Source organism: Ornithinibacillus gellani (assembly GCF_003730295.1).
Lineage (GTDB): Bacteria > Bacillota > Bacilli > Bacillales > Amphibacillaceae > Ornithinibacillus_A > Ornithinibacillus_A gellani.
Map to the genome: position 1 here is coordinate 1 of NZ_QTSZ01000022.1, position 24,594 is coordinate 24,594.

Here is a 24,594-nt window from a genome sequence, read left to right on the forward strand (position 1 = left end):
TATGATTTCACCAGCCAGAAGCCAGGTAAACAACAACTACCTGGCTATGCCGTAACAGGCTATCACACCCGCCCCTCCATATCAAATTGTATATCAGCAGGGAATCGACTTAGTGCTTTATAATTTTGATTATATATTTCTGTCTAATCTGGTAAATATTGTAAATGTAATTTACACAGGATTATGGACTTGACTGATTTTTTATGTTTGTAAAAGAACGCGAAGCTTACTTACATCTAATCTTTCAATGCATGGATTTGTTTGCTCCGGACTGAAAACAAATGACCAAGGTGTCGATGTGTGACCGTCGATGGAAAACGCTGGAGAGAAAGTACCGCTTGCCAAGCATGTATCCTCCTCATGGTAGACCGTCAACGAAAGCTCACGTAGAAAAAACGCTTCTCCTGATCCATTTTGAATGAAAACAGTCAGAGATAATCCGCCATTTTTCTTGTAATTGACACGACAGGGGACAAGGGATAGTTGCTCGTCCGTATCCGGTAATTGGTTAAAACATTGCTGATAAAAATCACGCTCTTTTGGATGTAGCTTCCTGTCCCATACCGGGTGGAATTGCAACTGTTGCATGATGATCCCCTCCATTAATTATTTCTTTTATCGTAACGAAATGGCGCTGGACTTGCAATGTTTGGCACCACTTATTTGGTAGACACAAAAGCAAATTGAAAGATAGAATTGAATGATTATGATTGATTTTGATTAATAATGATTGTTTATGATTGAATTTTGAAAGCGTTTCACTTATAATGGGGTTAGAAAAACGGAACCAGTTGGATGGAGGGAGAAGTGTCATGTTAACGGTGGAGCGGCATCAGCGGATTTTACAGCTATTACAAGAAGCGAAAACGGTCAAAATTCATGAATTGGTGGAAATGTTACAGGCCTCGGAGTCAACGATACGAAGAGATTTGAGTCAATTGGAGAAGGAGGGAAAGTTAAAACGATTGCATGGCGGGGCAACATTATTTCAACGGAAAAGAGAAGAGCCTAGTCTCGTGGAAAAGGCCTCTAGAAAACTATCGGAAAAGAATACCATTGCAGCGTATGCGGCAAGTTTGGTGGAGCGTGGTGACTGCATCTATCTCGATGCTGGAACAACTGCCCATCAAATGATTGCACATTTAGATGCAGCAGATATTATCGTCGTAACGAATGGACTGAATCATGTGAAAGCACTTTTGGACAAAGGGATTGAAACCTATGTCATTGGTGGATATGTGAAGCCGCGAACGGAAGCATTTATTGGACAGGGAGCAATGAATAGCCTGCGACACTATCGATTTGATAAGACGTTTATCGGTGTCAATGGTCTTCATCCAGCCTATGGGTATACGACTCCTGACCCGGAAGAGGCAGCCGTTAAAGCTTTGGCATTAGAGCAGGGGCAGGAAACCTATGTATTGGCAGACCATACTAAATTCTATGAAACTGCATTTTCCTTGATCGCTGATTTATCGACAGCAGTCATTTTAACAGATGGGGAAGTCGTCGAGGGGTTGGAAGACTTTCAGGAACATACGAAGGTGGTGACTATCAAATGATTTATACATGCACAATGAACCCGTCTGTAGATTATCAGGTGGCATCCGCATCCATTCAGCTCGGCACACTAAATCGGGTACAAGACACCGCTTTTTACCCGGGTGGGAAGGGAATCAATGTTTCGCGGGTGTTACAGCATCTTGGGATGAAATCCATCGCACTGGGATTTACGGGTGGATTTACCGGAAACTTTATTCAAGAAAGCCTGCATCAAGCGGGGATTTTAACAGACTTCGTTCAACATGCGGGCCCGACACGGATTAATGTGAAATTGAAGACAGATGAGTCAGAAACCGAGATTAATGGAAGTGGTGCATTCATTACTGAAGCAGAACAGCAGCAGCTTGTCCAGAAAATAAAAGCATTAGATGAACGGGATTACCTCGTTATTTCTGGTAGTTTGCCAGCATCGGTTCCATTTCAACTCTATGAAGATATGGTGAAGCAATGTAGTGCGAATGGCGTCAAACAAGTATTAGATATTCCCAGCCGTTCCTTGGTTGATTTATTAGTATATCGACCTTTCCTAATCAAGCCAAATATCGAGGAGTTAGGAGATATGCTTGGGAAGGACATCACGACAACAGCTGAAGCCATCTCAGGTGCAAAACAGCTTGTGAAACAAGGAGCTGTCCATGTAATAGTATCGATGGGTGCCGCGGGTGCCATTCTAGTCAATCAGAACGGCGTCTGGCAGGCTGCCACACCAAAAGGGGAATTAAAGAGCTCGGTTGGTGCAGGAGACTCATTAGTAGCAGGTTTTTTAAGCACCTATATTCGTTGTGATGATATAAGTGAAGCCTTTCAGTATGGCGTGGCTTCCGGTTCAGCGACAGCCTTTTCAGATGATCTATGTACCAAACAGGAAGCAGATCGTTTATATCCACTGGTTCAAATAATGAATGGGGGGAAGGAATCATGAAAATAACGGAATTACTTGGTCGGGATACGATTATTTTGGCATTGGAATCAGACACGAAAGAGGCAGTAATTGGCGAGCTGGCTCAAAGACTGGATGAAGCTGGCAAGCTGACGGATGTGGACTTATTTCAACAGGAAATTTGGAAACGGGAGCAACAAGGCTCTACCGGGATAGGAGAAGGGGTTGCCATTCCCCATGCAAAAACAAATGCGGTAAAAGTACCTGCTATCGTTTTTGGACGGTCGAAGCAAGGGATAGACTATGAAGCACTGGATCAGCAGCCCAGTCATTTGTTCTTCATGATTGCGGCGACAGAGGGTGCCAACAATGAACATCTGGATACATTAGCTAGACTATCTTCCATGCTGATGGATCCAGACTTCCGTAAGAAATTGCTGGAAGCAAAGGATGAAGCTGCTATTCTTGCACTGCTGGATACGGCTGAAAAGGAAAAAATACAGGATGAAGCACCAGCTGTATCACCAGTTGAAGATGAGACGGGTAAAAAGTTTATCTTAGCTGTTACGGCCTGCCCGACAGGGATTGCCCATACGTATATGGCCGCTGATTCTTTGAAGGCAAAAGCCGCAGAACTTGGCTATGAGATAAAAGTGGAAACAAGGGGCTCCGGTGGTGCAAAAAATGTTCTAACTGCAGCAGATATCGAGCGTGCAGACGGCGTAATTGTTGCCGCAGATACAAAGGTGGATATGGAGCGATTTGCTGGGAAACGTCTACTAGAAACTGGTGTGGCCGATGGTATTCGTAAACCTGCAGAATTACTGAACAAGATCGTGACGGAGGAAGCATCAATCTATCAGCCTAGCAGCCAGGGGAACACGGGGCAAAGAAATGCGGAAGGAAAACCGCAGCAGAATGCTTTTTATCGTCATCTGATGAATGGTGTTTCCCATATGCTTCCATTTGTCGTTGGAGGCGGAATTTTAATTGCAATCGGTTTCTTATTCGGTATTGAATCACATGTACCTGGCAATGCAGCATATAATCGATTTGCCGAGGCGCTGAATACGATTGGTGGTGGCAATGCATTTGGTCTGATGATCCCGGTGTTGGCGGGCTTTATTGCCATGAGTATTGCTGATAGACCAGGTCTTGCACCAGGTATGGTCGGTGGATTCATGGCAGCCCAGGGTGACTCAGGTTTCATCGGTGGAATTATTGCTGGCTTTTTAGCTGGATACATTGTAATTGGATTAAAAAAGGTCATGCAAAATTTACCACAATCCATTGAAGGCATCAAAACGATTCTGCTTTATCCGTTGCTAAGTATTTTTCTAACTGGGATGATCATGTTCTTCGTTGTCGAGAAGCCAGTCGGTGCATTTAATACAGCACTTGGCAGCTGGCTGGAGGGAATGGGGACGTCTAATGCTATTTTGCTCGGGCTCATTCTAGGTGGAATGATGGCAGTAGATATGGGGGGCCCGATTAACAAAGCTGCTTACACCTTTGGGATTGCCATGATTGCGGATGGTATTTTACTACCGCATGCAGCGATCATGGCAGGCGGTATGGTGCCGCCATTGGGAATCGCACTGGCAACAACCTTTTTCAGCAAAAAATTTACGAAACAGGAAAGAGATGCTGGTAAAACCAATTATATTATGGGAGCATCGTTTATTACAGAGGGAGCGATTCCCTTTGCGGCGGCTGACCCTGGTCGAGTGATTCCGGCAGCAGTCGTTGGATCTGCCGTAGCAGGCGGGCTGTCCATGTTCTTCCATATTGGATTACCCGCACCACATGGCGGCGTATTTGTCATTCCTATCATTGAAGGAAATCCATTCTTATATTTGTTAGCAATTGCCATTGGTTCAGCAGTAACCGCAATCATGCTTGGCGTATTAAAAAAGGACAAAACAGTCAGTTAAGCTTTGATCCAATGGAAACCTCCATCCCGTGCCAGTCACGGTGCCTGGAGGTTTTTTAATGTGATGAAGTTCCCGATTACGCACGAATCATGCATGTATTGTTCATTCCAACGAAGTGACGTATAATAGAAAAAATGGGTTTCGGAAAATTCTCACTTTAATGCGAGAGGATGTGAGTCATGAAGTACATGCGCTTATTGGCTATGATATTTGTCATTCATTTGATTGTCCTTCTGCTTCCAGCCTCTTTTCTCGCAAAAGGTGCTGAAACTGCAGACCTGATTCATCTGCCTTCCGATACGAAAAAAGTACATATTCGTGATGATTTATTTATATTGGAGGATAAGCATGGTGAATGGGAACTGGATGATGTGATGAAGGAGCCCTTGGCAGATCAATTTGAACGTAATCATGCAGGTACGCCAAACTTCGGATACACGTCATCGTCGTATTGGGCCCATTTCACGATAAAAAATGATACAGATATTACTTCAAGAATATTAGAAGTCGCCTATGCACCGCTTCATGAGTTTGATGTATATGTTCTACGTGGGGGACAGGTGGATGAAGTCCATTATATGGGCGCCAAATATCCCTTCCATACACGTGAATTCGCCAATCCGGAGTTTGCCTTTTCGTTTGTGATTCATCAACAGGAGGAATTGACCTTCTACATTCGCTTTCGCACAGATGGCTCCATGCAAATGCCTATCCATATATGGGAAAAATCTGGTTATACATTAAATAAACAGCTAAGCTTTCTATCGATGGGACTATTTTATGGAATCATGGGTGTCATGGCAGTGTATAATTTATTTTTATATTTTTCTTTACGGCATCGAAGTTATTTATATTATGTGCTTGTCATTTGTACGACCAGCTTCACGAATTTAACGTTGAATGGACTTGCTTACCAATTCTTTTGGCCGGATGCACCGTGGTGGAATACGAGGTCAATCGTTTTCTTTATGTGTCTGGGCTGTATTTTTGCTTTGTTTTTTGCGAATAGCTTTTTAGAATTTGATAAAAATTTGCCCACTGGGAAGAAGCTGCTTTGGCCAATTTTAGGCTTTAATGGCTTTAATTTGCTGCTTTGTTTTATTTCTTATCAGCTGGCGCTCCAATTGATGGTTATTGGCCTGTCGAGCATGGTGTTATTTGTATTGGTGTCCGGAGCGATTTGCTGGACGAGGGGGGCAAGACAAGCAAGGTTTTTCATTTTGGCTTGGTTTGTGTTTTTAGTGGGCGTATTGATGTCACTGCTTGCTGATTCGGGATTATTGCCACTTACTTTTATTACGAGAAATATTTGGCAGGTATCGGCAGTTTTTGAAGTGGTCCTATTATCTTTGGCACTTGCCGATCGGATTAATATATTGCGTGCGGAAAAAAAGGAAGCCGTGATGCGCGCGCAAGAAAATCAATTGCTAGCCGTCGAGAATTTGAAACGGTCAGATGAATTAAAGGATGAATTTTTAGCGATTACTTCCCATGAATTGCGAACGCCTTTATACGGGATCATTGGTCTCGCACAATCTCTTACAGATGGGGTAGCTGGGACGGTCACACCAGTGATGAAAAAAAATTTAGAGTTAATTGTTGCCAGTGGTCGCAGGCTGACAGGCTTGGTCAATGACTTACTTGATTTTTCCAAGCTAAAGCATGGAGCGATGGATATTAAGCTACAGCCGATTCGGTTAAAGGAATTGGTGGATGTTCTCCTACCGATGTGCAAGCAGCTGTTACATGGCAAGCAAATATCAATACACAATCAAATTGATGAACATTTTCCACCGATTATTGCCGATCAAAACCGGTTCATTCAGATGCTCTACAATCTAATTGGGAATGCTATCAAATACACCGATGCTGGAGAAGTTACCATATCAGCAACACAAACAGAACACGCCCATAAAATTCATGTATCTGATACGGGAAAAGGGTTAACCGATGAAGAGATGGCGATTATTTTTGAACCTTTTCGCCAAGTTTCTAATTCCGTATCGCGTGATTTCGGTGGTACAGGCATCGGAATTAATATTACCAAGCAATTAATTGAGCTGCATGGTGGCAAATTAGAAGTTCAATCGGTGCCAGGAAAGGGATCCATCTTTACATTAACCTTTCCAAAGACATTGCGTGATGCAGTAGGGATGGAGCAAGGTACTGCAACCTTACCGACCATGCTGGAACAGGTAGAAGGGCTAGACCTTGAGGTGTCTACACCAAAGGATCAGCCGAAGAAAAAACGTGGTCGAATATTGGTTGCTGATGATGAGTTTGTGAACCTGCAAGTACTATTGAATCAACTGTCTATGGAAGGATATGAGGTATTTTCAGCTACCAATGGCGCGGACGTATTGAAGCTTGTGGACACAACATCAATCGACTTGGTTATTTTAGATATCATGATGCCGCATATGTCAGGCTTTGAGGTTTGTTCCAAGCTCCGTGAAACATATACCCTGACTGAGCTTCCAATTTTAATGCTGACGGCAAAAAACCAAATCAAAGATAAGCTCACTTCCTTTGAGGCGGGAGCGAATGATTATTTGACGAAGCCATGTGATAAAGGCGAGCTGCTCTCCCGGGTGGAAACGTTAATTAGTTTACGAAGGCTAACGAGTGAAATGGCGACGTTAAACGAGGAATTGCAGCGGTTGAATGAATCCTTGGAGCAAAAAGTAAAATTACGAACGAAAGAGCTCGTGATTTCTAATGAAAAACTATCCAATGCCAATGAAAGTTTACGGGAGATGGAGGAAAGCAGGACCCAATTATTTTCCAGTATCACACATGAAATTGGCACTCCAATTACATTGATTCAAAGCTATTTTCAGGCGGTAAATGAAGGATTAATTCAAAAAAACAATCCCCATTACCTGCACATGATTAATAATAAATTGGTTGTGCTGGAGCGGTTGACATCCGATCTATTTGATTTGGCTGTATTAAAGACTGGAAAAATGGGTTTTAGCTTTCAGTTGGTGCCCTTGGCAGCGTGGTGGCAGCAAGCGGTGGATGTCGCCAGGGCAGATATTGAGCAGTCTGGCAGGACGTTTGTCTACCCGGAGAAACTACCAGAACCTTTAGATACGCATGATTGGCAGCTATCGATTGATGGAGACCGGATGAATCAGCTGATGCTTAATTTAATTTGGAATGCCATGAAGCATACGTCGGAAGCGACTGGAACGATTGAATTGAAGATGAACTATACATTGCAGACGGCTAGAGATCCAGACCACCCGGGAATTGTCATTGGTATATGTGACAATGGCAGAGGCATCAAAGCAGAAGCGATACCACACTTATTTGAGCGATATTATAAAGTAGATGACGTACAGGAGGAGACGGTAAAAGGGACTGGTTTAGGTTTAGCCATCGTAAAGGAGATCGTCCAAGCACATAATGGCAGTATCAAGGTAGAAAGCAAACCACATATCGGTACCAGTTTTTATATAGAATTACCTTTATTTTCATAGAATGAAACTTCAATCCGTGGGTGTTTTCGCCCTTCCCCCACGGATTGTTAGTTGAACCAATCAGGCCTTACTGGCTGTTGCCCCCGCTTACAATTCTAGTTATTAGAAAAAATGGTTGAAGTGGGGGGTCTTACAGCCAGTTAATCTGTGATAAAGTGAAACTTCAATCCGTGGGTGTTTTCGCCCTTCCCCCACGGATTGTTAGTTGAACCAATCAGGCCTTTACTGGCTGTTGCCCCCGCTTACAATTCTAGTTATTAGAAAAAATGGTTGAAGTGAGGGGGTCTTACAGCCAGTTAATCTGTGATAAACATGACAAGCTCCCTGGGATATTATGCACTGATAATGTCCCAGGAGCGTTGAATGGCTATTTCCTCCAACTTTTGATCAGGCTGCACTGCTACAGGATTACCAACCAATTCTAGTACGGACAAATCGGACAAGCTGTCTGCATATGCAAAGCTATTTTCCCAATCTATCTCCATCCCTTGTAAGGCGGCTTCTATTTGTTTATTTTTTCGAATGCCTTGAATATGATAGATCGGTTTGGAAACATCAATCCCTTGGTCATCTAATGGGATGTCCGTACCAATAATGCAGTCGAATGGATAGGCTTGCAATGCATCCTTTAATAAAGTAGTAAAGGCACCTGAGACGAGCATGATATGAATACCGTCCTGATGATGCTGATGAATCCTTTCCACCACTTGCGGATTGAAATGAGACACCATTTTATTGGCCGCCTCGGAAAAAAATGCTGCAAGCTGATTGGTTGATAATGGGGCAAGGTTACTTGCGTAAATTTGCATCGAACGTTCCCTCATTTTCCCCTCGGGAAGTAGCTTCAGCTTATAGCTTATATAACGCGGCAATATGCGACGGAAAAAACGTCCATAATATTGACGATGATTGGGGTGGGTTTTCAGATGCTTCATTAATAGTGGAAACGTTTCCCCAGCATAAATTGTCCCATCGAAATCAAAAATAGCAACCTTCATTTGGAGCTCCTTTCGTTGACTTATTCCATCCATCATATCAATTTTTGATAGAATATGAAATGAAGATAGAAATAACCGATACATATTTTTTCGAAAAACGGGGGATGCGGAATGAAACGAATCATACATGAAGATTTAGAACAGGCAGAAGTCCGACTGGCAATGTTCGGGCAGGAGTTAAAGGTATCTGTCTATTATTTAGATGGCTTGCTTATCGATACAGGTCCGTCACGAAAAGCAAAGGAGCTTCGTGCTTTTTTTGAATCGAAGCCGATTGAACAAATCGTTTTGACACATCATCATGAGGACCACACTGGCATGGCGAATTGGCTTTATCAACGGAAGCTCCCTATTTATATGCATGAAAACGGTAGAGATATTGGCAGGCAGTCTATCTCGCTACCTTTCTACCGCCGTGTTTTCTGGGGACAACGTAAGCCTTTTGAGACGATTTTGCTCAAACATGCTATCCAAACCAATTTGTATAGCTTTGAACCAATTCATACACCAGGTCATGCGCCAGATCATGTTTCTTTATTGGTTAAGGAGAAGGGCTGGTTATTTGGTGGAGACTTATTTGTCCAGCCATATCCCAAAAGTGCTTTCGCCTTTGAAGACATTCCAGAAATGATGCAATCTCTGCGCAAGGTATTGGCGTATGATTTTGATCTTTATATCTGTTCACATGCTGGCCCACTGCCAAATGGTAGGCAATTGCTCGCAAAGAAATTAGCTTATCTGGAAGAAATGGCAGGGCAAATTGTTGCAGCACATCAAAAGGGTTGGTCAAGTGAAGAAATCAGACAGGTCTTGTTTCCTAATCATCATCCAATGGAGCGGCTATCCTTTGGTGAAAGCTCTCCCATGCATATGATTCATTCTATCTTAAAGGCGCAATAGCAAGCAGCTTTTCATTTTTCCTTGAAATAGGTAAGTACCCAAACAAGAATACGTCCCATGACATATGTCTATATGGAGCATGGAATATGAAATGGGGGAAAAGCATGGTAAATTGGCAAGCTGGAACGGAAAATGACTGGAAGGGGAAAGAAGTTACACATGGAAAGGAGCAACCTGCACGCGAAACGACAGATGACAACGTGGAGGTAATCTATCAAACCGAGCATGAATCACATTTTTCTCAAGCGAGCCAGGCAGAGGAACAAGAAGGACAAAATGCAACAGATGCCAGATCTGCGGATGACGAAAAATCGGAACTGATGCATGAAGTGACAAATGCAGAATCTGTTGACGAAGATCGGGACTCGGAAATGATGGATACCGATGTAATGAATCATGAGATGAATGCGTATCCACTGGTCACGCCGCAGTATCCGATGTGGATACCTTATCCTACCATCAGCCCGACGGATTATAGACAAACAAGACCAGAACCTTATGGTCATCATGGTGGAAGACCACCAGTTGGAGGCTTTGGGATTGTTCCTTTTACAGGCGGACTTCTAGGTGGACTTATACTGGGATCCCTTGTTGGAGGATTTGATACGCCAAATCCATACGGTTATCCTTATGGCTATGGGTATGGCTGGTATCCATATGGTGGCTATCCATATTATTATTGAACATAGGGCAGACGAAAAAGGAAGGCTGTTTGATAACGCAAACAGCCTTCCTTTTTTCATTGTGCGTTCAATTCCGATTCCAATAGATCAATATATCTCCATACATCGACCAAAACACTGCGTGTAGCTGATTCATAATCCGAATCCTTCATCGTTGCTTTTAAAGATTGACTTATGGTTTTAATGAGAGAAATTCGTGGATTGGTTAATTGAACTTCTTCCATTAAAAAGTCTATAAACTGCAATGCATCCTGCCATTCTTTCCCTTGTAGACGATCTGACAGTTGTTGAAGCTGGTTATCCAGGGATTTACTTATAGATAATTTGTTTGGGTGTATTTTTGCTTGGAGCGTCAGTTTTTCACCAATCATGACATCCTTCGATTTGATCATTCCTGACATAATCGTATCGACTCTGCGCATAATAAATTGAATAAGTGGCAACACATCCATCTGACGGTTAAATTCCATTGCATATACCTGATTCATATGTTGAATCATGCCAAGCATGAGGATTGCACAATCTGCTGCATATGGTTTAGATGTTGCACCATAGATTTCAATTAACCGTTGTGTCACCCACAATATTTCCTCACGATGATGCTTAATGACAAAATCCTTTAAATAAGGATCCTTGGAATGGAAAATATCTTGAAAGAGCGGGAATAAATTTAATTCACGGTTTAACAGGATTCGAATGGACACTTGTTCAATAAAAATCTCCTTACTAGCAGGATCCTTACCGATTAATAATTCATTCCTGCGTATAGCTGTGTGGTGCTGTGCTTCTTCCAAAATTTCTATTAGACATTCATTTTTGGAAGAAAAGTAATTATAAAATGTTCCTTTCGATATTCCTGATTCCTGGATAATATCCTGTATCGAGGTTGAAGAGAAACCTTTTTCAATGAAAAGCCGTTGGGCTACAGCAGTAACTTGTTGTTTACGATTGTTCATTTATATCACCTTTTGGACTCATAGTCTATTCAGATTATAATAGTAAAACGCCTTCATATCAATCTTTTTTAAAAATAGATATAAAATTGTTGATTTTTTTAGACCGTGAGTATAAAATGTGTTGAGTAGATAAACGGACGTATATTTTTATACCTGTAAGTAGATTGGAGCAATAAAATGGAAAATAATCTTGATATTAAAAAAATGCATGAAAATCCACCGTACGGCATGATTGCCATTCTTTTCTTTGGAGCTTTTGTCGCACTGTTAAACAATACATTATTAAACGTTGCACTACCTGCCATTATGGATGAATTTGATGTAAAGCCATCCAGTGTGCAATGGATTACAACTGGTTATATGCTTGTAAATGGAATTTTAATTCCGGCCAGTGCTTTTTTAATTCAAAAGTTTACGAATAGAAGTCTATTCTTAATTGCCATGAGCTTATTTACGCTTGGTACAACTGTTGCATTATTTGCACCGAGCTTTTGGATATTGGTATTGGCCAGAATGATCCAGGCATCTGGTTCAGCAGTAATGATGCCATTATTAATGAACGTGATGCTGACAGCTTTTCCAGTAGAACGCAGGGGTTCTGCAATGGGGTACTTCGGGTTGGTTATGTTTACTGCACCAGCCATTGGACCAACGTTATCCGGTTGGATTGTCGAGACTTATTCTTGGCGAGTCCTATTTGCAATCGTCATTCCTTTTGGTTTAATTACCATTATTTATGCGATTTTTAAATTGAAAAATATTACCCCTAACCGAAATGTAAGCCTTGATTTATTTTCATTGGTACTTTCGAGCTTAGCTTTTGGAGGATTGTTGTACGGATTCAGTTCTGCAGGAGATCTCGGCTGGGATTCACCATTTGTTTATGGCACGATTGCAGTTGGGGCCATTGCATTAGTGATCTTTATTCTCCGTCAAAATAGCATGATAGAGCCAATGCTTGATTTTAGAATTTATAAGCATCCCATGTTTGCACTATCATCTGCGATTAGTATCGTCATTTCGATGGCGATGTTTTCCGGAATGATATTAACACCATTGTATGTCCAAACCGTTCGCGGCATTTCGCCATTTCATTCGGGCATATTGATGCTGCCAGGTGCAATCGTGATGGGGCTGATGTCACCAGTAACAGGGCGTTTATTTGATAAATATGGTGCACGAATCATGGCAATTATTGGCCTGTCTATTACCATTTTAACTACATTTTATTTAAGTAAGCTCGGTCTTGAATCAGGATATTACTATATCATGATGCTCTATACGGTCAGAATGATTGGTATGTCACTCGTCATGATGCCAGTCATGACAAATGGTTTAAACCAGCTTCCAATGGAATCAAATCCGCACGGTACCGCAATGAACAGTACGTTACAGCAAATATCCGGAGCTATCGGATCTGCCTTGCTATTAACAGTAATGACGAAGCGAATGGAATCAGCAGGCGCAGACCTAGCTGCAGAAGCTGCGGCATCTGGCAATCTGCCAACTACGGAAGCTGGCTTGGCTGAGTTCCAGCAGGAGATAGGGAATCAAGCTATGTTAAACGGAATTAATTTTGCATTCCTAGTCGCAACCTTAATCGCATTAGTCGCCTTGATACTCTCCTTCTTCATCAAACGGGTAACACCACCTAAAATGGATGTAGAATATGTACAAAAAACAGATACCCAAGAAAAAGGAGACGGCCCAACTCCAGCAGGCGTTTAATTTAATCATGTAAAGACGACGAAATCGGCTACGGCCGATTTCTTTGTTTATCGACAGATGATGGTAAGGTTGGAATCAGCCTGCAGCTTCCAACCCCATAACACTTGAGAAATCTGTTCAACAGATTTGGCCAGGAAGTCGCATGGGTTTGGGGAGAAGTCGCATGCCTCAGCATGAAAGTCGCATGCCCCGGCCCCGAAGTCGCATGCCTCAGCATGAAAGTCGCATGCCTCAGCATGAAAGTCGCATGCCCCAGCCCCGAAGTCACATGCCTTAGCGTGAAAGTCGCATGCCCCAGCCCCGAAGTCGCATGCCTCAGCATGAAAGTCGCATGCCCAGCCCCGAAGTCGCATGCCTCAGCATGAAAGTCGCATGCCCCAGCCCCGAAGTCGCATGCTTCAGCATGAAAGTCGCATGCCTCAGCCCCGAAGTCGCATGCCTCAGCATGAAAGTCGCATGCCCCGGCCCCGAAGTCGCATGCCCCAGCATGAAAGTCGCATGCCCCAGCCTCAAAGTCGCATGCCCCAGCCCTGAAGTCGCATGCCTCAGCATGAAAGTCGCATACCCCAGCATGAAAGTCGCATGCCCCGGCCCCAAAGTCGCATGCCTTTGCCTCGAAGTCGCATACCTTTGCTTCAAAGTCGCATGCCTCAGCATGAAAGTCGCATACCCCGGCCCCGAAGTCGCATGCCTCAGCATGAAAGTCGCATGCCCCGACCTCGAAGTCGCATGCCTCAGCATGAGAGTCGCATGCCCCAGCCCTGAAGTCGCATGCCCCAGCATGAAAGTCGCATGCCCCGACCTCGAAGTCGCATGCTTCAGCATGAAAGTCGCATGCCCCGGCCCCGAAGTCGCATGCTTCAGCATGAAAGTCGCATGCCCCGGCCCCGAAGTCGCATGCCTCAGCATGAAAGTCGCATGCCCCGGCCTCAAAGTCGCATGCATCAATCGGAAAGAAATCGGCTCCAGCCGATTTCAACATCACTTAAAAAGTCCAAACCGTAAAACCCAACCCAACTCGCGCACCGATCACGCAAACTCGCGCACCAATCGGATAAAGTCGCGCCTCAACCAGGAAAGGTCGAGCGCTAGCATCATGAAGTCGCACCTTCCCCCTAACTCGCGCATCAGCCACCCCAACTCGCGCACCAACTCCTCCCCTCATCATGAAGGAATCGGCCTGCCGATTCCGACCGAATCATTCTATAACCATCGGGCAAAGGATAGGGTGCTATTCTTTGCTATAATGGGAGTAGGATATATGTGGAAGGGGGATTCTCATGAGGATTGGGATAATTGGGGCTGGCGCGATTGCACAATTTTTATTGTCGGAGATTGAAGCTCAGCCAAACGAGGGGATGCAGGTAACGGGTTTACTTGTACGTGATCGAAAGAAGTATCTTGCTATGGCGGAGCAATATCAGGTCGATTTGTATACGGATTTACATGAGTTTATCCATTCCGATGTGGATGTCATTGTGGAGGCGGCAACGATTCAAGCAGTTTATGATCATCTGCCTGCGGTCATCCAAGCAAAAGATACTGTTGTAATAAGTGTTGGTGCTTTTGCAGACGATTCATTTTATGAAAAGGTAAGCGGGATTGTGGATAAGGGGAATTGTCAGCTACTTTTGCCAGCAGGGGCAATTGGTGGCTTGGATATGGTTCAAAGTGCTAATGCATTAGGTGGCTTGAAGGAGGTTTTCCTCACTACGACCAAACCGGCGCATTCATTAGTAGACCGGAGCTTGACACAGGCGGAAATCATATTTGAAGGATCTGCGCGGGAGGCCATAGCTCGGTTCCCTAAAAATATGAATGTCGCAATTGTACTATCCTTAGCAGGGATTGGCCTGGATCAAACGAAAGTAAAACTGATTGCAGATCCAGACTTTCAGCAGAACGTCCATCAAATCCAATTGAATGGGGCATTTGGCAGTGCGGAGACAAAGCTAATTAATGATGCTTTGGAATCCAATCCAAAAACAAGCTATCTTGCAGCAGCAAGCATCATTGCGACCTTACAAAAGTTCCGCGGGTCCATTCAGATAGGATAAAAAAACACTCCGGCTTTTGCTTAGACCGGAGCGTTTTGCATTTCATCCATTGCGATGGATAACGATTTAATAATCCCTAAATGTATTCCCTCATGCCAGGTAACAAACTGTAACGCAGCATCGACAGTATCTAAATCCAATGTGCGAATACGATGCTCCTCTGATGCAGGCTGTTGGAGCTTGTTTCCCAGCTTATGCTGAATGCGTTCTTCCTGTTCCTGTAATGCTTCGGTGATGGCATCAATGGTCGGAACGGAACCTTCCCATGCTGAAGGTCTCGTGCCATCAATGAATAAATCAATCCACTCCGGATGTTTGATGACATATTGATGGTCAGCTTTATGCAAAAAGTCCTCCGCAGTTATATAGACATGACCTGCATTCCAACGAATCGTATTTGGATACCCAGGTGGTTGAACATCCCATAGTGCATGATCCATATTTGAAAGGGCAATTAAAGTAGCAGTACGTGAATACGCGAACATCTTTAATGACTCCATCAAATACACTCCCTTATCATAATCACCTCCATTGTACATGAGTTCATCAAAAGCTTCATGCGAATTGTTTAGGCTAATAACCATTTACCCGTGATAAATGCACATATCATGGGCATGGGAATAAAATAATTGGGACTTTACTAATGAAGGAGAGATGTAGATGTATCGGTATCATCCAAACGCACGGCAAGTAAATCCCAATCATGCTAATCATGCTAATCATCCCAACCATGCCAATTCGTTTCATCCAGCCCAACATCAGGGGTATCCCCACCAAGTAAACCATCCTCAACAGCAGCATGGTTATTATCAGCAGCAAAACTTTCAAGGACCGTATCGGAAAATTACCATCGAGGAAGCGATGCAAATTGCCTTACAGCGGGTGCCGGGGGAGGTCGTGAAAGTAGAACTCGAAACCGAGCAAGGGCGACTCGTTTATGAAGTAGAAATCATGACCGCAAATGGCGTGAAGTATGAGATAGATGTAGATGCAAATTCGGGTACTATTGTCGGGTTAAAACCGGATTGATATAAAAATAGAGACATACACCGGTAAAATACAGGTATGAGCTGTTCCCATGATGCTTTTGCTTTGTAAGCAATGAATCCCACCACAATTGGATGGGATTCGCTGCTTATCTATGCTTTACGGATTGCTTTTGGGATCAAAAGCATCTCGCAAACCATCACCGATAAAATTGATGGCCAACACGGTTAATAAAATCCCGAGTCCAGGTGGAATCCATGCTTCAGGATGGTTACGCAGAATGCGAATGTTTTGTGCTTCCGAAAGCATATTACCCCAGGTAGGATTCGGCTGAGGGATACCCATCCCTATAAAACTAAGTGCCGATTCGGCAATAATCATGGTTGCCATCATCAATGTTGCATTGACAATAATTGGCCCAATAGCGTTGGGAATGACATGCTTGAATATAATACGCCGATCTGTGGCACCAATTGCCCTTGCACCAAGCACAAATTCTTGTTCCCGCAAGGATAAAAATGATCCCCTAACAATACGGGTTAACGTTGGCCATGAGGTAATGGCGATGATGGTTACAAAGATGCCGATAGTTACTTTTTCCAACAGGGCAATGATTGTTAATGCTAGAACGAGGAAGGGGAGAGCTAGGACTAAGTCAGTGAGCCGCATGAGTAAATTATCGATTATTCCTCCGTAGTATCCCGCAATAGCCCCTGTGACGACACCGATAATAAGAGTAAAAATCATCGCACTAAAGCCTACCGTTAAGCTTATCCTTGCACCGTATAATAACCTGGAAAAATTGTCCCGGCCGGAGCCGTCCGTACCTAGTATATGCTCCTCAGATGGTGCATGTTCAATTAGCAGCAGATCTCCTTTTTTGGGATCGTGATCTGTTAAGAAAGGGGCAAAAATAGCCGCACCAATGATGAATAATAGGAAAAAAATGCTGGCAATGGCCAATTTATTTTTTAAAAATCGTTCCTTGGCTAGCTGAAATGGACTTTTATAAGCTTTGTTAATATTTTTAGGCAAATATAATCACCTCAATCATAGCGAATCCGCGGATCAACAAGACTGTAAAAAATATCCGCCAGCAAATTTCCAATTAATATGGCTACGCCCAGCAACAGGGTAATGGCCATGATAACAGGATAATCGCGGTTCATAATAGAATTGATAAATAAGGTTCCAATCCCAGGATAATTGAATACCTGTTCGGTAATAATGGCGCCACTCAGAAGCGCACCGAATTCAAAGCCCATTAACGTAATAATTGGAATGATGGCATTGCGAAGTGCCTGCTTATACAGAATGTTTCTTTCGCCCATTCCTTTTGCCCTTGCAGTGCGAATATAATCACTTTTAAGCACATCAAGCATTTCCGAACGCATGTAGCGCATATAACTTGCAGTCCCTGCTAATCCGAGGGTAATTCCTGGGAGCACCATATGATGCAAGCGACTTTTCCATTCTTCCCATCCACCAATTTCTGTACCGGAAATGGTACCTTGCGCAGGAAACCAACCTAGCTTGATGGACAGAAGGTAGATGGCGACAAGTCCAAAAAAGAAGTTTGGAATAGCTAATCCCATAAACCCGAACGTAGTAGCGCTATAATCGAGTAATGAATATGGATTTCTGGCAGAGTACATGCCAATTGGGATAGCAACGAGAATCGTAATGGCAAGTGAAAATAAACCGAGATAGATGGTGTTCAACGCCCGTTCCTGAATTAAACTTTGTACTGATTTGCCTTTGTAATACATGGAAGTACCAAAATCCCCCGTAGCCATTGCGCTTGCCCAGCGTGCGTATTGTACAGGGATAGGGTCATTTAAGCCCAACGCCTCTCTTTGTTGTTCAAATACCTCCGGGTCAACGGTCGGATCCAGAATTTTGCCAGTAAACGGATCTCCTGGAGCAGCTTTGGCTAGTCCAAATACGATGATAGAAAGCATGATCAGCATGGGGATGAAAATAAGTACACGACGAATGGTGTAAGCATACATGTCCAGCTCCTCCTTATTAAGGAGGAGAGTATGGAAGCCATACCCTCCATGAAATCAAATGATTATTCTTCTTTTACCCACCATAAATGGGAGTTTTCATACATTGTAAATGGTAATGGGTCAACGTTTTGCAGCTTATTATGATAGGCCCACAAACTATTTTGTGCGTATAAGAGTAATGCTGGTAAATCCTCAGAGAAGACATGCTGCCACTCGGCGTATACCTCTTTACGGAAATCTTGCTCAAATGCTTCCGGTGCCTTCAATGCTTTCTTCAGCAATTCCGTTGATTCTGGATTATTCCAACGTGAGAAATTATACGGTGCATCTACTCCCCAAAGCCCTGTCGGATCCGGATCAGAGCTACCCAGACTCCAGCCAAGTAAATATAAATCCCAGTCCGAATTATCATCGGTTAGACCTTCGACATAGGCAGTCATTTCTTTTGGCTGATGCAGATTAACCTTCACACCAACCTCCTCCAACATTTGCTGAATAAGTGGAGCGGATTTTTCCCGTAGTTCATTTCCTGTGGGATAATGCATATTCAATACCCATTCCTCTCCATCAGGATCTTCACGGAATCCATCGTCATCCTGATCGACATAGCCTAGCTCATCCAGCATATCCTTCGCTTTTTCCTGGTCGAAGTCGTAATGGATAGCTGCTTCATCATCATATGCCCAAAATTGGACTGCGATTGGGGAGTCAATTGGTTGCCCACGTCCATATAATAATCCATCGACAAGTCCTTCCCGGTTAATAGCATATGCCAATGCCTGCCGCACTTTTGGATTACTTACTTTTTCATTTGGTACCCAATTATCTGGATTCAGCTCACCGCTTTCCACATCTTCTGTTGTTCGGTGATGATGTTTAAAGCCGAGGAGCTGATAACCAAAGTCAGCCTGCTCGATGATTGTAATATGATCTAGAGCTTGCACCGATTCAAAGTCAGCTGGCGCAATTCCATTTGGATCGGCAATGAAATCAATTTCACCGGATTCCAGTAGACCAGTCATCACCGATTGTGCAATGACACGCCAAACGATTTTATCGAGGTATGGCGTACCTTGCCAATATGCTTCATGTTTAGTTAGTACATACTGCTCACGCTCAATTGCTTCTGTATACTGAAATGGACCAGTTCCAATCACCTTTCCAGCGTCTAAAGATTCCGGTGCTTCTGCCATTTCAACAACCGTCATATCTCCGAAAATATGCTTCGGAATGATAGGGAAGCTCGCATAATATAATGGATTAATATTTGGTTCCTCAAAATGGAAGGTTACGGTATGATCATCATCGGCAACGACACCTTCAAAATCCTCTGTTTCCCCTGCATTGTAAGCCTCGTATCCCTTTAATGGATGAACGTATGCGGTCCGAATGCCTCCTGCTTTTACATAATCAGGGTCTGACATCGCTTGATACGTAAACACGACATCCTCCGCGGTAAAAGGCTCCCCGTCATGCCAGGTCACCCCTTCTTCCAGTGTGAAAGTGATGGATGTTTGATCATCATTGGTTTCCCAGCTTTTTGCTAGACTTGGTATGAATTCCAGACTTTCATTTTGTGCAACAAGCCCTTCATGTGTGAAGCTTAAAATATTTGCTTCATAAGCTTCTTCATAAAAAATGGGGTTGAACATGCCAGCAGGTGCTGAATACATCGCTCCGACAATGGTACCCCCAGCAGTTGGGCCAGTTTGCTCTTCAACTGCTTCCTCTTGTTCATCCGTCTCTTTCTCTGCTTTTTCTGTTTGATCTTCTGACTTATCCGGTTCTTCTTTGTCTTTGCCACAGGCACCGAGTAGTAAACCGAACGCGAGCAATAACACTAATAAAATCCACAGCTTTTTTTCCCGTATCAACATTAAAATTCCCCCTTTTTTACATAAAAAGAATGGATGAAATTAATAAGCCTCTTTTTCACATTTGCCAGTAGTAACATGGTCCAGATTCACCATCCGGCAGTTTGCAGATCCCTTTGATTGGTCCCGCATCTGGCGAATCCCAGGATATTCCATGCTAAACCACGCTTACTGCTGTTTACTCCGCCTTATTCACGATGTATGGGAAGTATCGCCTCCTTTATCATATAAATGACATGCCACATAATGATCAGGACCTATCTCAGTGTATGTCGGTTGCTCGATGCTGCAGCGGTCATGGGCTAGTGGACAACGGGTACGAAACACACAGCCTGATGGTGGGTTTGCCGGATTTGGAATATCTTGATGCATAACAGGCTGCTTTGGTACCGTGTTTTTATCGCTATTTGTATGAATGGTAGGGATAGAGGACAGTAGCTTTTTCGTATAGGGATGATGTGGATTTGTGTATAGCGCATGCTTGGGAGCTATTTCGGCAATTTTTCCCAAATACATGACAGCGACACGGTCACTAATATGCTTTACAACACTTAAATCATGTGAAATGAATAAATAGGTGAGCCTATAATCATCCTGTAGATCCTTCATGAGGTTGAGCACCTGTGCTTGAATAGACACATCTAATGCAGATACTGGTTCATCACAAATCACAAAGGCAGGATTTAAGACCAATGCGCGTGCGATACTAATGCGCTGTCGTTGACCACCAGAAAATTCATGTGGATACTTATGACGATCATCCGCTTGCAGGCCAACCTTTTCCAATAATGCTGCAGCTTGTTCCTTTCTTTTTCGTTTCGAGAGATTGGTTTGGACGATTAATGGTTCTTCAATTAATTCACCAACACTCATTTTTGAGTTCAAGGAAGCAAATGGGTCCTGAAATACAATCTGCATGCTGCGACGAACAGGACGCAGCTCTCTTTGCGTTAGGGTAGAGATGTTTTGACCTTCAAAAATAACGTTTCCTTCAGTAGGCTCCAACAATCGAAGCATGACTCGACCGAGCGTAGATTTTCCTGAACCAGATTCACCGACGATCCCCAGTGTTTCCCCCTTATAGATATGAAAAGAGACATCATCGACAGCTTTCACATGGCCAATTTGTCGTCGTAAAATCCCTCCTTTGACTGGAAAATATTTTTTTAACTGCTGGACCTCGACAAGCTTTTCCTGATGAGCGATTGCTGGATTTCTCATGATAAATCACCGCCATTTGCATATAAATGACAGCGTACTTGATGCTCTGGTGTTAGCTGTTTTAGAGAAGGTGCTTTCACATGACAAATGTCCATCACAGCAGGACATCTAGTTGAGAACCGGCAGCCAGCTGGGTAGGCATAGGCTGGTGGAACAGTACCTCGAATGGTGCCAAGTCGCTCGGCATGTTCTTCCATATTGGGAAGACTCGCAAGTAGGCCGTCTGTATAAGGATGTTTAGGGTTTTGAAGCAATTCTTTCACTGCCGCTTCCTCCACCATTTGACCACCATACATGACAATGACCCTATCCGCATATTCAGAAACAACGCCTAAATCATGGGTAATCAGTAGCAAAGACATGTGGAATTGCTCCTTTAGCTGCATTAATAAATCAAGAATTTGTGCTTGAATCGTGACATCCAATGCAGTTGTCGGCTCATCGGCAATTAATAGCTTTGGCTTACAGGCAATTGCCATCGCAATCATCACACGCTGCCGCATCCCACCAGATAATTGGTGGGGGTGCTCATGAATAATTTCCGTTGCCCGGGGAATGCCTACCGTTTGCAGCAGGTTGATTGCTTCCTGCTTCGCTTGCTGTCGATTTAAACCTTGATGCTTCCGTAAAATCTCCCCGATTTGATTACCGATTGTATACACTGGGTTTAACGCCGTCATCGGCTCCTGGAAAATCATCGCGATGTCTTTTCCACGAATCTGTGCCATTTGACGGTTGGTTAGCTGCAGTAATTCTTTTCCCTCCAGCCGGATGGACCCTTGTTTAATACGTCCTGGTTTTCGAATGAGCTGCATAATGGAAAGGGCCGCCATACTTTTACCGCTTCCTGATTCGCCGACCAATGCGACCGTTTCCCCAGGATGGATGGAAAAGGTAATATCATCTACCGCTTTGGCAACGCGATCAGCTTCCAAATAAAAATAGGTTTGTAATTGCTTTACATCCAATATGGTTTTCTGTTTCAATGTCCTGCTCCTTTTCCACGTATTTTGATGTATCGTCTGGAAGTCATGGTTCCTAAATCGTATGATAAGCAGTCCAATTATATGCTTCCAGAAAGTGGAATAGCTGTTCATAGCCATTTTATTGAACTAGGTAGAAGGTTGTTATTTTTACACAATGGATTTACGTCATCGGCAAACATGGTACACTTAAGGAAAAAGATAAAGAGGTGCAGGCATGGATTTACATACATATTTATCAATGGATGCGCTAGAAATGGCAGAACGAATTCGTAATAAGGAAACCTCTCCGCAGGAACTGGTTGCCCTTTGCTTGGAACAACTGGAAAAGGTTAATCCACAGTTCAATATCATGACAGCTGATCGAAAGGAACAAGTTATTGCCGAAGCTGCAAAATGGAAGCAACCTGATGGCTTGTTCGCCGGTGTGCCAATACTACTGAAAAATATTTCACAGGCAGTAGCAGGCGAGCCACTAACCTCAGGTGCGGGTTTAATGCGTGACAATATTGCAGTGCAGGATTCCAACTTTGTCAGCAGACTTCGAAAAGCTGGTTTTTTATTTGTAGGTCATACCAATACACCTGAATTTGGTTTAAAAAATATTACAGAACCCATTCTTCATGGCCCGACAAGGAACCCATGGAATCCCGATTATTCACCAGGTGGTTCAAGTGGTGGATCTGCTGCTGCGATTGCGGCTGGAGTTGTTCCGGTTGCAGGAGCAAGTGATGGTGGTGGGTCGATACGGATTCCGGCCTCTTTTTCCGGCTTATTTGGACTAAAACCAACGAGAGGTCGGACCGCGGTAGGCCCTGGTGCCGGTCGACAGTGGCAGGGGGCCTCGATAGATTTCGTCTTGAGCCGTACGGTAAGGGATAGTGCTGCATTACTAGATATTTCGCAGGTGATTCAGCCGGAAGCTGCCTTCCAAACCCCATTGTTTCCAGGAAGTTATCAGGAGACGATGAAGCAGGACTTTGACAAGCCATTGCGGATTGCATATACGACAAAATCCCCAGTTGGGACACCCGTATCTGCGGATGCCGTGAAGGCTGTAGAAAAAACAATCACATGGCTGGAGCAACAGGGACATCATGTGGAAGAAAAAGAAAATGGTGTAGATGGCGTTCTACTCATGCAAAATTATTTCCTGATGAACAGTGGTGAAATGGCAATGGTCATTGCCCAGCTGGAGGCTGCATTAGGCAGGGAAATGACGGCTGATGATGTTGAAATGGAAACCTGGTTATTGAACATTGCTGGGAAGTCCGTTTCTGCAGCAGCTTTCTCTGCAAGTCTTGCTTCCTGGGATACAGCAGCTGCTCAAATGGCGGCCCTGCATCAACAATATGATCTGTATATCACACCAGCTACTGCTTTTACTGCACCGAAGATTGGCGAATTGACACCAACTCCGGAACAAAAGGCAGACTGGATTGCTAGAATGGCAGATGCCAATCCGATGAAACAACAAGAACTCATCTATGAGATGTTTTTGCCAAGTTTAACGTATACTCCATTTACCCAATTAGCCAACTTAACCGGTCAACCAGCCGTATCTTTACCGGTACATTTAGCAGAAAATGGTTTGCCAATAGGTGTGCAAGCTATGGCGACCAAAGGAGCGGAGGACGTCTTATTACAACTAGCATGGCAAATCGAACAATCTCCGCTATGGGTAGATGTACGAAAGCAATTATTAGAAAACAATGGAAAGCTATGAGACATATATTTGCAATGATAGGGACAGCAAACGTTTCGCGTTTCTGTCCTTTTTCCTTGCTGATAGTCTTCACCCGATACCTAAGCTGTACGCGTAAAGCTTTTCAGAAGCGACCATTACATCCGAAGAAGTAGTTTAACTTACTCCCGATTGGGAAAATCAGCCTTTGAATAACTTAAATGACGTTTAACTTACTCCTAATTTCGAAAATACATGATTTCGAGTAACTTAAATGCTGTTTACCCCATCTATTTCGTGCTTTTTCACCAATTCACATACTTTTTTGGGCGTTTTTTTCGACGAATTCGTCTGTAAAACGTGCAAAAAGTCAGAGCATGTTAGTCATTCTAGGTGGGATGACCAACTAACAATCAGTGAGGGATGAAGGAAAATGTCACGGGTTGACATTTCACTTTATCTTATAAGGTATAAATTTTCTGCAATATGAAAATACTGAAGGATAATCCCTCTTTATAAGCGATGAGGTTTCTAGTATAGTTAAGGTAGATAAAATAGTTATAGAGATTGTTCAAAGGGGTCAGTGAAAATGACATCTGTTTCAAGTATGAATCTACTATTATTGATATAGGATGATATTTTTGACACT

Annotated in this window: 20 protein-coding genes; 10 read left to right on the forward strand and 10 right to left on the reverse strand. The window is 43.5% G+C overall.

The window, feature by feature from the left end:
- Positions 1–201 precede the first annotated feature (201 nt).
- Positions 202–588, reverse strand: a complete 387-nt coding sequence (locus tag DX933_RS07075; RefSeq protein WP_190279441.1) for an SLAP domain-containing protein — start codon at positions 586–588, stop codon at positions 202–204.
- Between the two features lie 224 nt (positions 589–812).
- Between DX933_RS07075 and DX933_RS07080 the strand changes: the two genes are divergently transcribed.
- The 4 genes from DX933_RS07080 to DX933_RS07095 all read left to right on the forward strand — a co-directional run bounded on the left by DX933_RS07080 (position 813) and on the right by DX933_RS07095 (position 7,862).
- The gene (locus DX933_RS07080) at positions 813–1,562 is read left to right on the forward strand and encodes a DeoR/GlpR family DNA-binding transcription regulator (RefSeq protein WP_123315778.1); all 750 of its coding nucleotides are present in this window, start codon (positions 813–815) and stop codon (positions 1,560–1,562) included.
- Positions 1,559–2,485: a 1-phosphofructokinase gene (gene pfkB, locus DX933_RS07085; protein WP_123315779.1), complete on the forward strand. Its 927-nt coding sequence runs from the start codon at positions 1,559–1,561 to the stop codon at positions 2,483–2,485. Before DX933_RS07080 ends, pfkB begins: the two co-directional genes overlap by 4 nt.
- Positions 2,482–4,377 (forward strand): PTS fructose transporter subunit IIABC, encoded by a 1,896-nt coding sequence (locus DX933_RS07090; protein ID WP_123315780.1) that lies wholly within the window; start codon positions 2,482–2,484, stop codon positions 4,375–4,377. Before pfkB ends, DX933_RS07090 begins: the two co-directional genes overlap by 4 nt.
- Positions 4,378–4,556: 179 nt before the next feature.
- Positions 4,557–7,862 (forward strand): ATP-binding protein, encoded by a 3,306-nt coding sequence (locus tag DX933_RS07095; protein ID WP_123315781.1) that lies wholly within the window; start codon positions 4,557–4,559, stop codon positions 7,860–7,862.
- Between the two features lie 332 nt (positions 7,863–8,194).
- Here the strand turns inward: DX933_RS07095 and DX933_RS07100 are convergent, their stop codons facing one another.
- Entirely contained in the window at positions 8,195–8,860 is a 666-nt protein-coding gene (locus DX933_RS07100) for an HAD family hydrolase (RefSeq protein ID WP_123315782.1), read from the reverse strand.
- A 111-nt stretch (positions 8,861–8,971) separates the two neighbouring features.
- Between DX933_RS07100 and DX933_RS07105 the strand changes: the two genes are divergently transcribed.
- Positions 8,972–9,760, forward strand: a complete 789-nt coding sequence (locus DX933_RS07105; RefSeq protein ID WP_123315783.1) for an MBL fold metallo-hydrolase — start codon at positions 8,972–8,974, stop codon at positions 9,758–9,760.
- A gap of 104 nt (positions 9,761–9,864) precedes the next feature.
- Entirely contained in the window at positions 9,865–10,443 is a 579-nt protein-coding gene (locus tag DX933_RS07110) for a hypothetical protein (RefSeq protein WP_123315784.1), read from the forward strand.
- A gap of 56 nt (positions 10,444–10,499) precedes the next feature.
- Here the strand turns inward: DX933_RS07110 and DX933_RS07115 are convergent, their stop codons facing one another.
- The gene (locus DX933_RS07115) at positions 10,500–11,399 is read right to left on the reverse strand and encodes a TetR/AcrR family transcriptional regulator (protein ID WP_123315785.1); all 900 of its coding nucleotides are present in this window, start codon (positions 11,397–11,399) and stop codon (positions 10,500–10,502) included.
- Positions 11,400–11,576: 177 nt separating this feature from the next.
- On the opposite strand from DX933_RS07115, the gene DX933_RS07120 reads away from it, so the two are divergent.
- Positions 11,577–13,127 carry a DHA2 family efflux MFS transporter permease subunit gene (locus tag DX933_RS07120; RefSeq protein WP_123315786.1) on the forward strand — a complete coding sequence of 517 codons (1,551 nt, stop codon included), beginning with the start codon at positions 11,577–11,579 and terminating at the stop codon, positions 13,125–13,127.
- Positions 13,128–14,112: 985 nt separating this feature from the next.
- Here the strand turns inward: DX933_RS07120 and DX933_RS07130 are convergent.
- Positions 14,113–14,295 carry a hypothetical protein gene (locus DX933_RS07130; protein WP_123315788.1) on the reverse strand — a complete coding sequence of 61 codons (183 nt, stop codon included), beginning with the start codon at positions 14,293–14,295 and terminating at the stop codon, positions 14,113–14,115.
- Between the two features lie 112 nt (positions 14,296–14,407).
- Here DX933_RS07130 and DX933_RS07135 point away from each other — a divergent pair, with 112 nt between their 5' ends.
- Positions 14,408–15,184, forward strand: coding sequence for an aspartate dehydrogenase (locus tag DX933_RS07135; RefSeq protein ID WP_123315789.1), 777 nt, complete (start codon positions 14,408–14,410; stop codon positions 15,182–15,184).
- A 20-nt stretch (positions 15,185–15,204) separates the two neighbouring features.
- On the opposite strand, the gene DX933_RS07140 is transcribed toward DX933_RS07135, so the two are convergent.
- Complete coding sequence (locus tag DX933_RS07140) at positions 15,205–15,684, reverse strand: DinB family protein (protein WP_190279442.1); 480 nt, start codon at positions 15,682–15,684, stop codon at positions 15,205–15,207.
- 160 nt (positions 15,685–15,844) lie between these two features.
- Between DX933_RS07140 and DX933_RS07145 the strand changes: the two genes are divergently transcribed.
- The gene (locus DX933_RS07145; protein WP_123315791.1) at positions 15,845–16,213 is read left to right on the forward strand and encodes a PepSY domain-containing protein; all 369 of its coding nucleotides are present in this window, start codon (positions 15,845–15,847) and stop codon (positions 16,211–16,213) included.
- 117 nt (positions 16,214–16,330) lie between these two features.
- On the opposite strand, the gene opp4C is transcribed toward DX933_RS07145, so the two are convergent.
- From opp4C to DX933_RS07170, 5 genes are all read right to left on the reverse strand, one after another.
- Complete coding sequence (gene opp4C, locus DX933_RS07150; protein WP_123315792.1) at positions 16,331–17,206, reverse strand: oligopeptide ABC transporter permease; 876 nt, start codon at positions 17,204–17,206, stop codon at positions 16,331–16,333.
- An 11-nt stretch (positions 17,207–17,217) separates the two neighbouring features.
- A complete protein-coding gene (locus tag DX933_RS07155) occupies positions 17,218–18,183 on the reverse strand; it encodes an ABC transporter permease (RefSeq protein WP_123315793.1) in 966 nt (321 codons plus the stop codon).
- A 62-nt stretch (positions 18,184–18,245) separates the two neighbouring features.
- The gene (locus DX933_RS07160) at positions 18,246–20,060 is read right to left on the reverse strand and encodes a peptide-binding protein (RefSeq protein WP_123315794.1); all 1,815 of its coding nucleotides are present in this window, start codon (positions 20,058–20,060) and stop codon (positions 18,246–18,248) included.
- A 189-nt stretch (positions 20,061–20,249) separates the two neighbouring features.
- The gene (locus DX933_RS07165) at positions 20,250–21,278 is read right to left on the reverse strand and encodes an ABC transporter ATP-binding protein (protein ID WP_123315795.1); all 1,029 of its coding nucleotides are present in this window, start codon (positions 21,276–21,278) and stop codon (positions 20,250–20,252) included.
- On the reverse strand, positions 21,275–22,264 hold the full coding sequence (locus DX933_RS07170; protein WP_123315796.1) for an ABC transporter ATP-binding protein: 990 nt from the start codon (positions 22,262–22,264) through the stop codon (positions 21,275–21,277). The genes DX933_RS07165 and DX933_RS07170 overlap by 4 nt, the downstream gene beginning before the upstream one ends.
- Positions 22,265–22,478: 214 nt before the next feature.
- Between DX933_RS07170 and DX933_RS07175 the strand changes: the two genes are divergently transcribed.
- A complete protein-coding gene (locus tag DX933_RS07175; protein WP_123315797.1) occupies positions 22,479–23,987 on the forward strand; it encodes an amidase in 1,509 nt (502 codons plus the stop codon).
- The last annotated feature ends 607 nt before the right edge of the window (positions 23,988–24,594 follow it).

Coding starts and splice junctions, on each gene's coding strand:
- DX933_RS07120 (WP_123315786.1), top strand. CDS start 11,577: ATGGAAAATAATCTTGATATTAAAAAAATGCATGAAAATCCACCGTAC.
- DX933_RS07165 (WP_123315795.1), bottom strand. CDS start 21,278: ATGAGAAATCCAGCAATCGCTCATCAGGAAAAGCTTGTCGAGGTCCAG.
- DX933_RS07130 (WP_123315788.1), bottom strand. CDS start 14,295: ATGATGAGGGGAGGAGTTGGTGCGCGAGTTGGGGTGGCTGATGCGCGA.
- DX933_RS07140 (WP_190279442.1), bottom strand. CDS start 15,684: ATGGAGTCATTAAAGATGTTCGCGTATTCACGTACTGCTACTTTAATT.
- pfkB (WP_123315779.1), top strand. CDS start 1,559: ATGATTTATACATGCACAATGAACCCGTCTGTAGATTATCAGGTGGCA.
- DX933_RS07115 (WP_123315785.1), bottom strand. CDS start 11,399: ATGAACAATCGTAAACAACAAGTTACTGCTGTAGCCCAACGGCTTTTC.
- DX933_RS07110 (WP_123315784.1), top strand. CDS start 9,865: ATGGTAAATTGGCAAGCTGGAACGGAAAATGACTGGAAGGGGAAAGAA.
- DX933_RS07075 (WP_190279441.1), bottom strand. CDS start 588: ATGCAACAGTTGCAATTCCACCCGGTATGGGACAGGAAGCTACATCCA.
- DX933_RS07105 (WP_123315783.1), top strand. CDS start 8,972: ATGAAACGAATCATACATGAAGATTTAGAACAGGCAGAAGTCCGACTG.
- DX933_RS07160 (WP_123315794.1), bottom strand. CDS start 20,060: ATGTTGATACGGGAAAAAAAGCTGTGGATTTTATTAGTGTTATTGCTC.
- DX933_RS07135 (WP_123315789.1), top strand. CDS start 14,408: ATGAGGATTGGGATAATTGGGGCTGGCGCGATTGCACAATTTTTATTG.
- DX933_RS07145 (WP_123315791.1), top strand. CDS start 15,845: ATGTATCGGTATCATCCAAACGCACGGCAAGTAAATCCCAATCATGCT.
- DX933_RS07095 (WP_123315781.1), top strand. CDS start 4,557: ATGAAGTACATGCGCTTATTGGCTATGATATTTGTCATTCATTTGATT.
- DX933_RS07155 (WP_123315793.1), bottom strand. CDS start 18,183: ATGTATGCTTACACCATTCGTCGTGTACTTATTTTCATCCCCATGCTG.
- DX933_RS07175 (WP_123315797.1), top strand. CDS start 22,479: ATGGATTTACATACATATTTATCAATGGATGCGCTAGAAATGGCAGAA.
- DX933_RS07090 (WP_123315780.1), top strand. CDS start 2,482: ATGAAAATAACGGAATTACTTGGTCGGGATACGATTATTTTGGCATTG.
- DX933_RS07080 (WP_123315778.1), top strand. CDS start 813: ATGTTAACGGTGGAGCGGCATCAGCGGATTTTACAGCTATTACAAGAA.
- DX933_RS07100 (WP_123315782.1), bottom strand. CDS start 8,860: ATGAAGGTTGCTATTTTTGATTTCGATGGGACAATTTATGCTGGGGAA.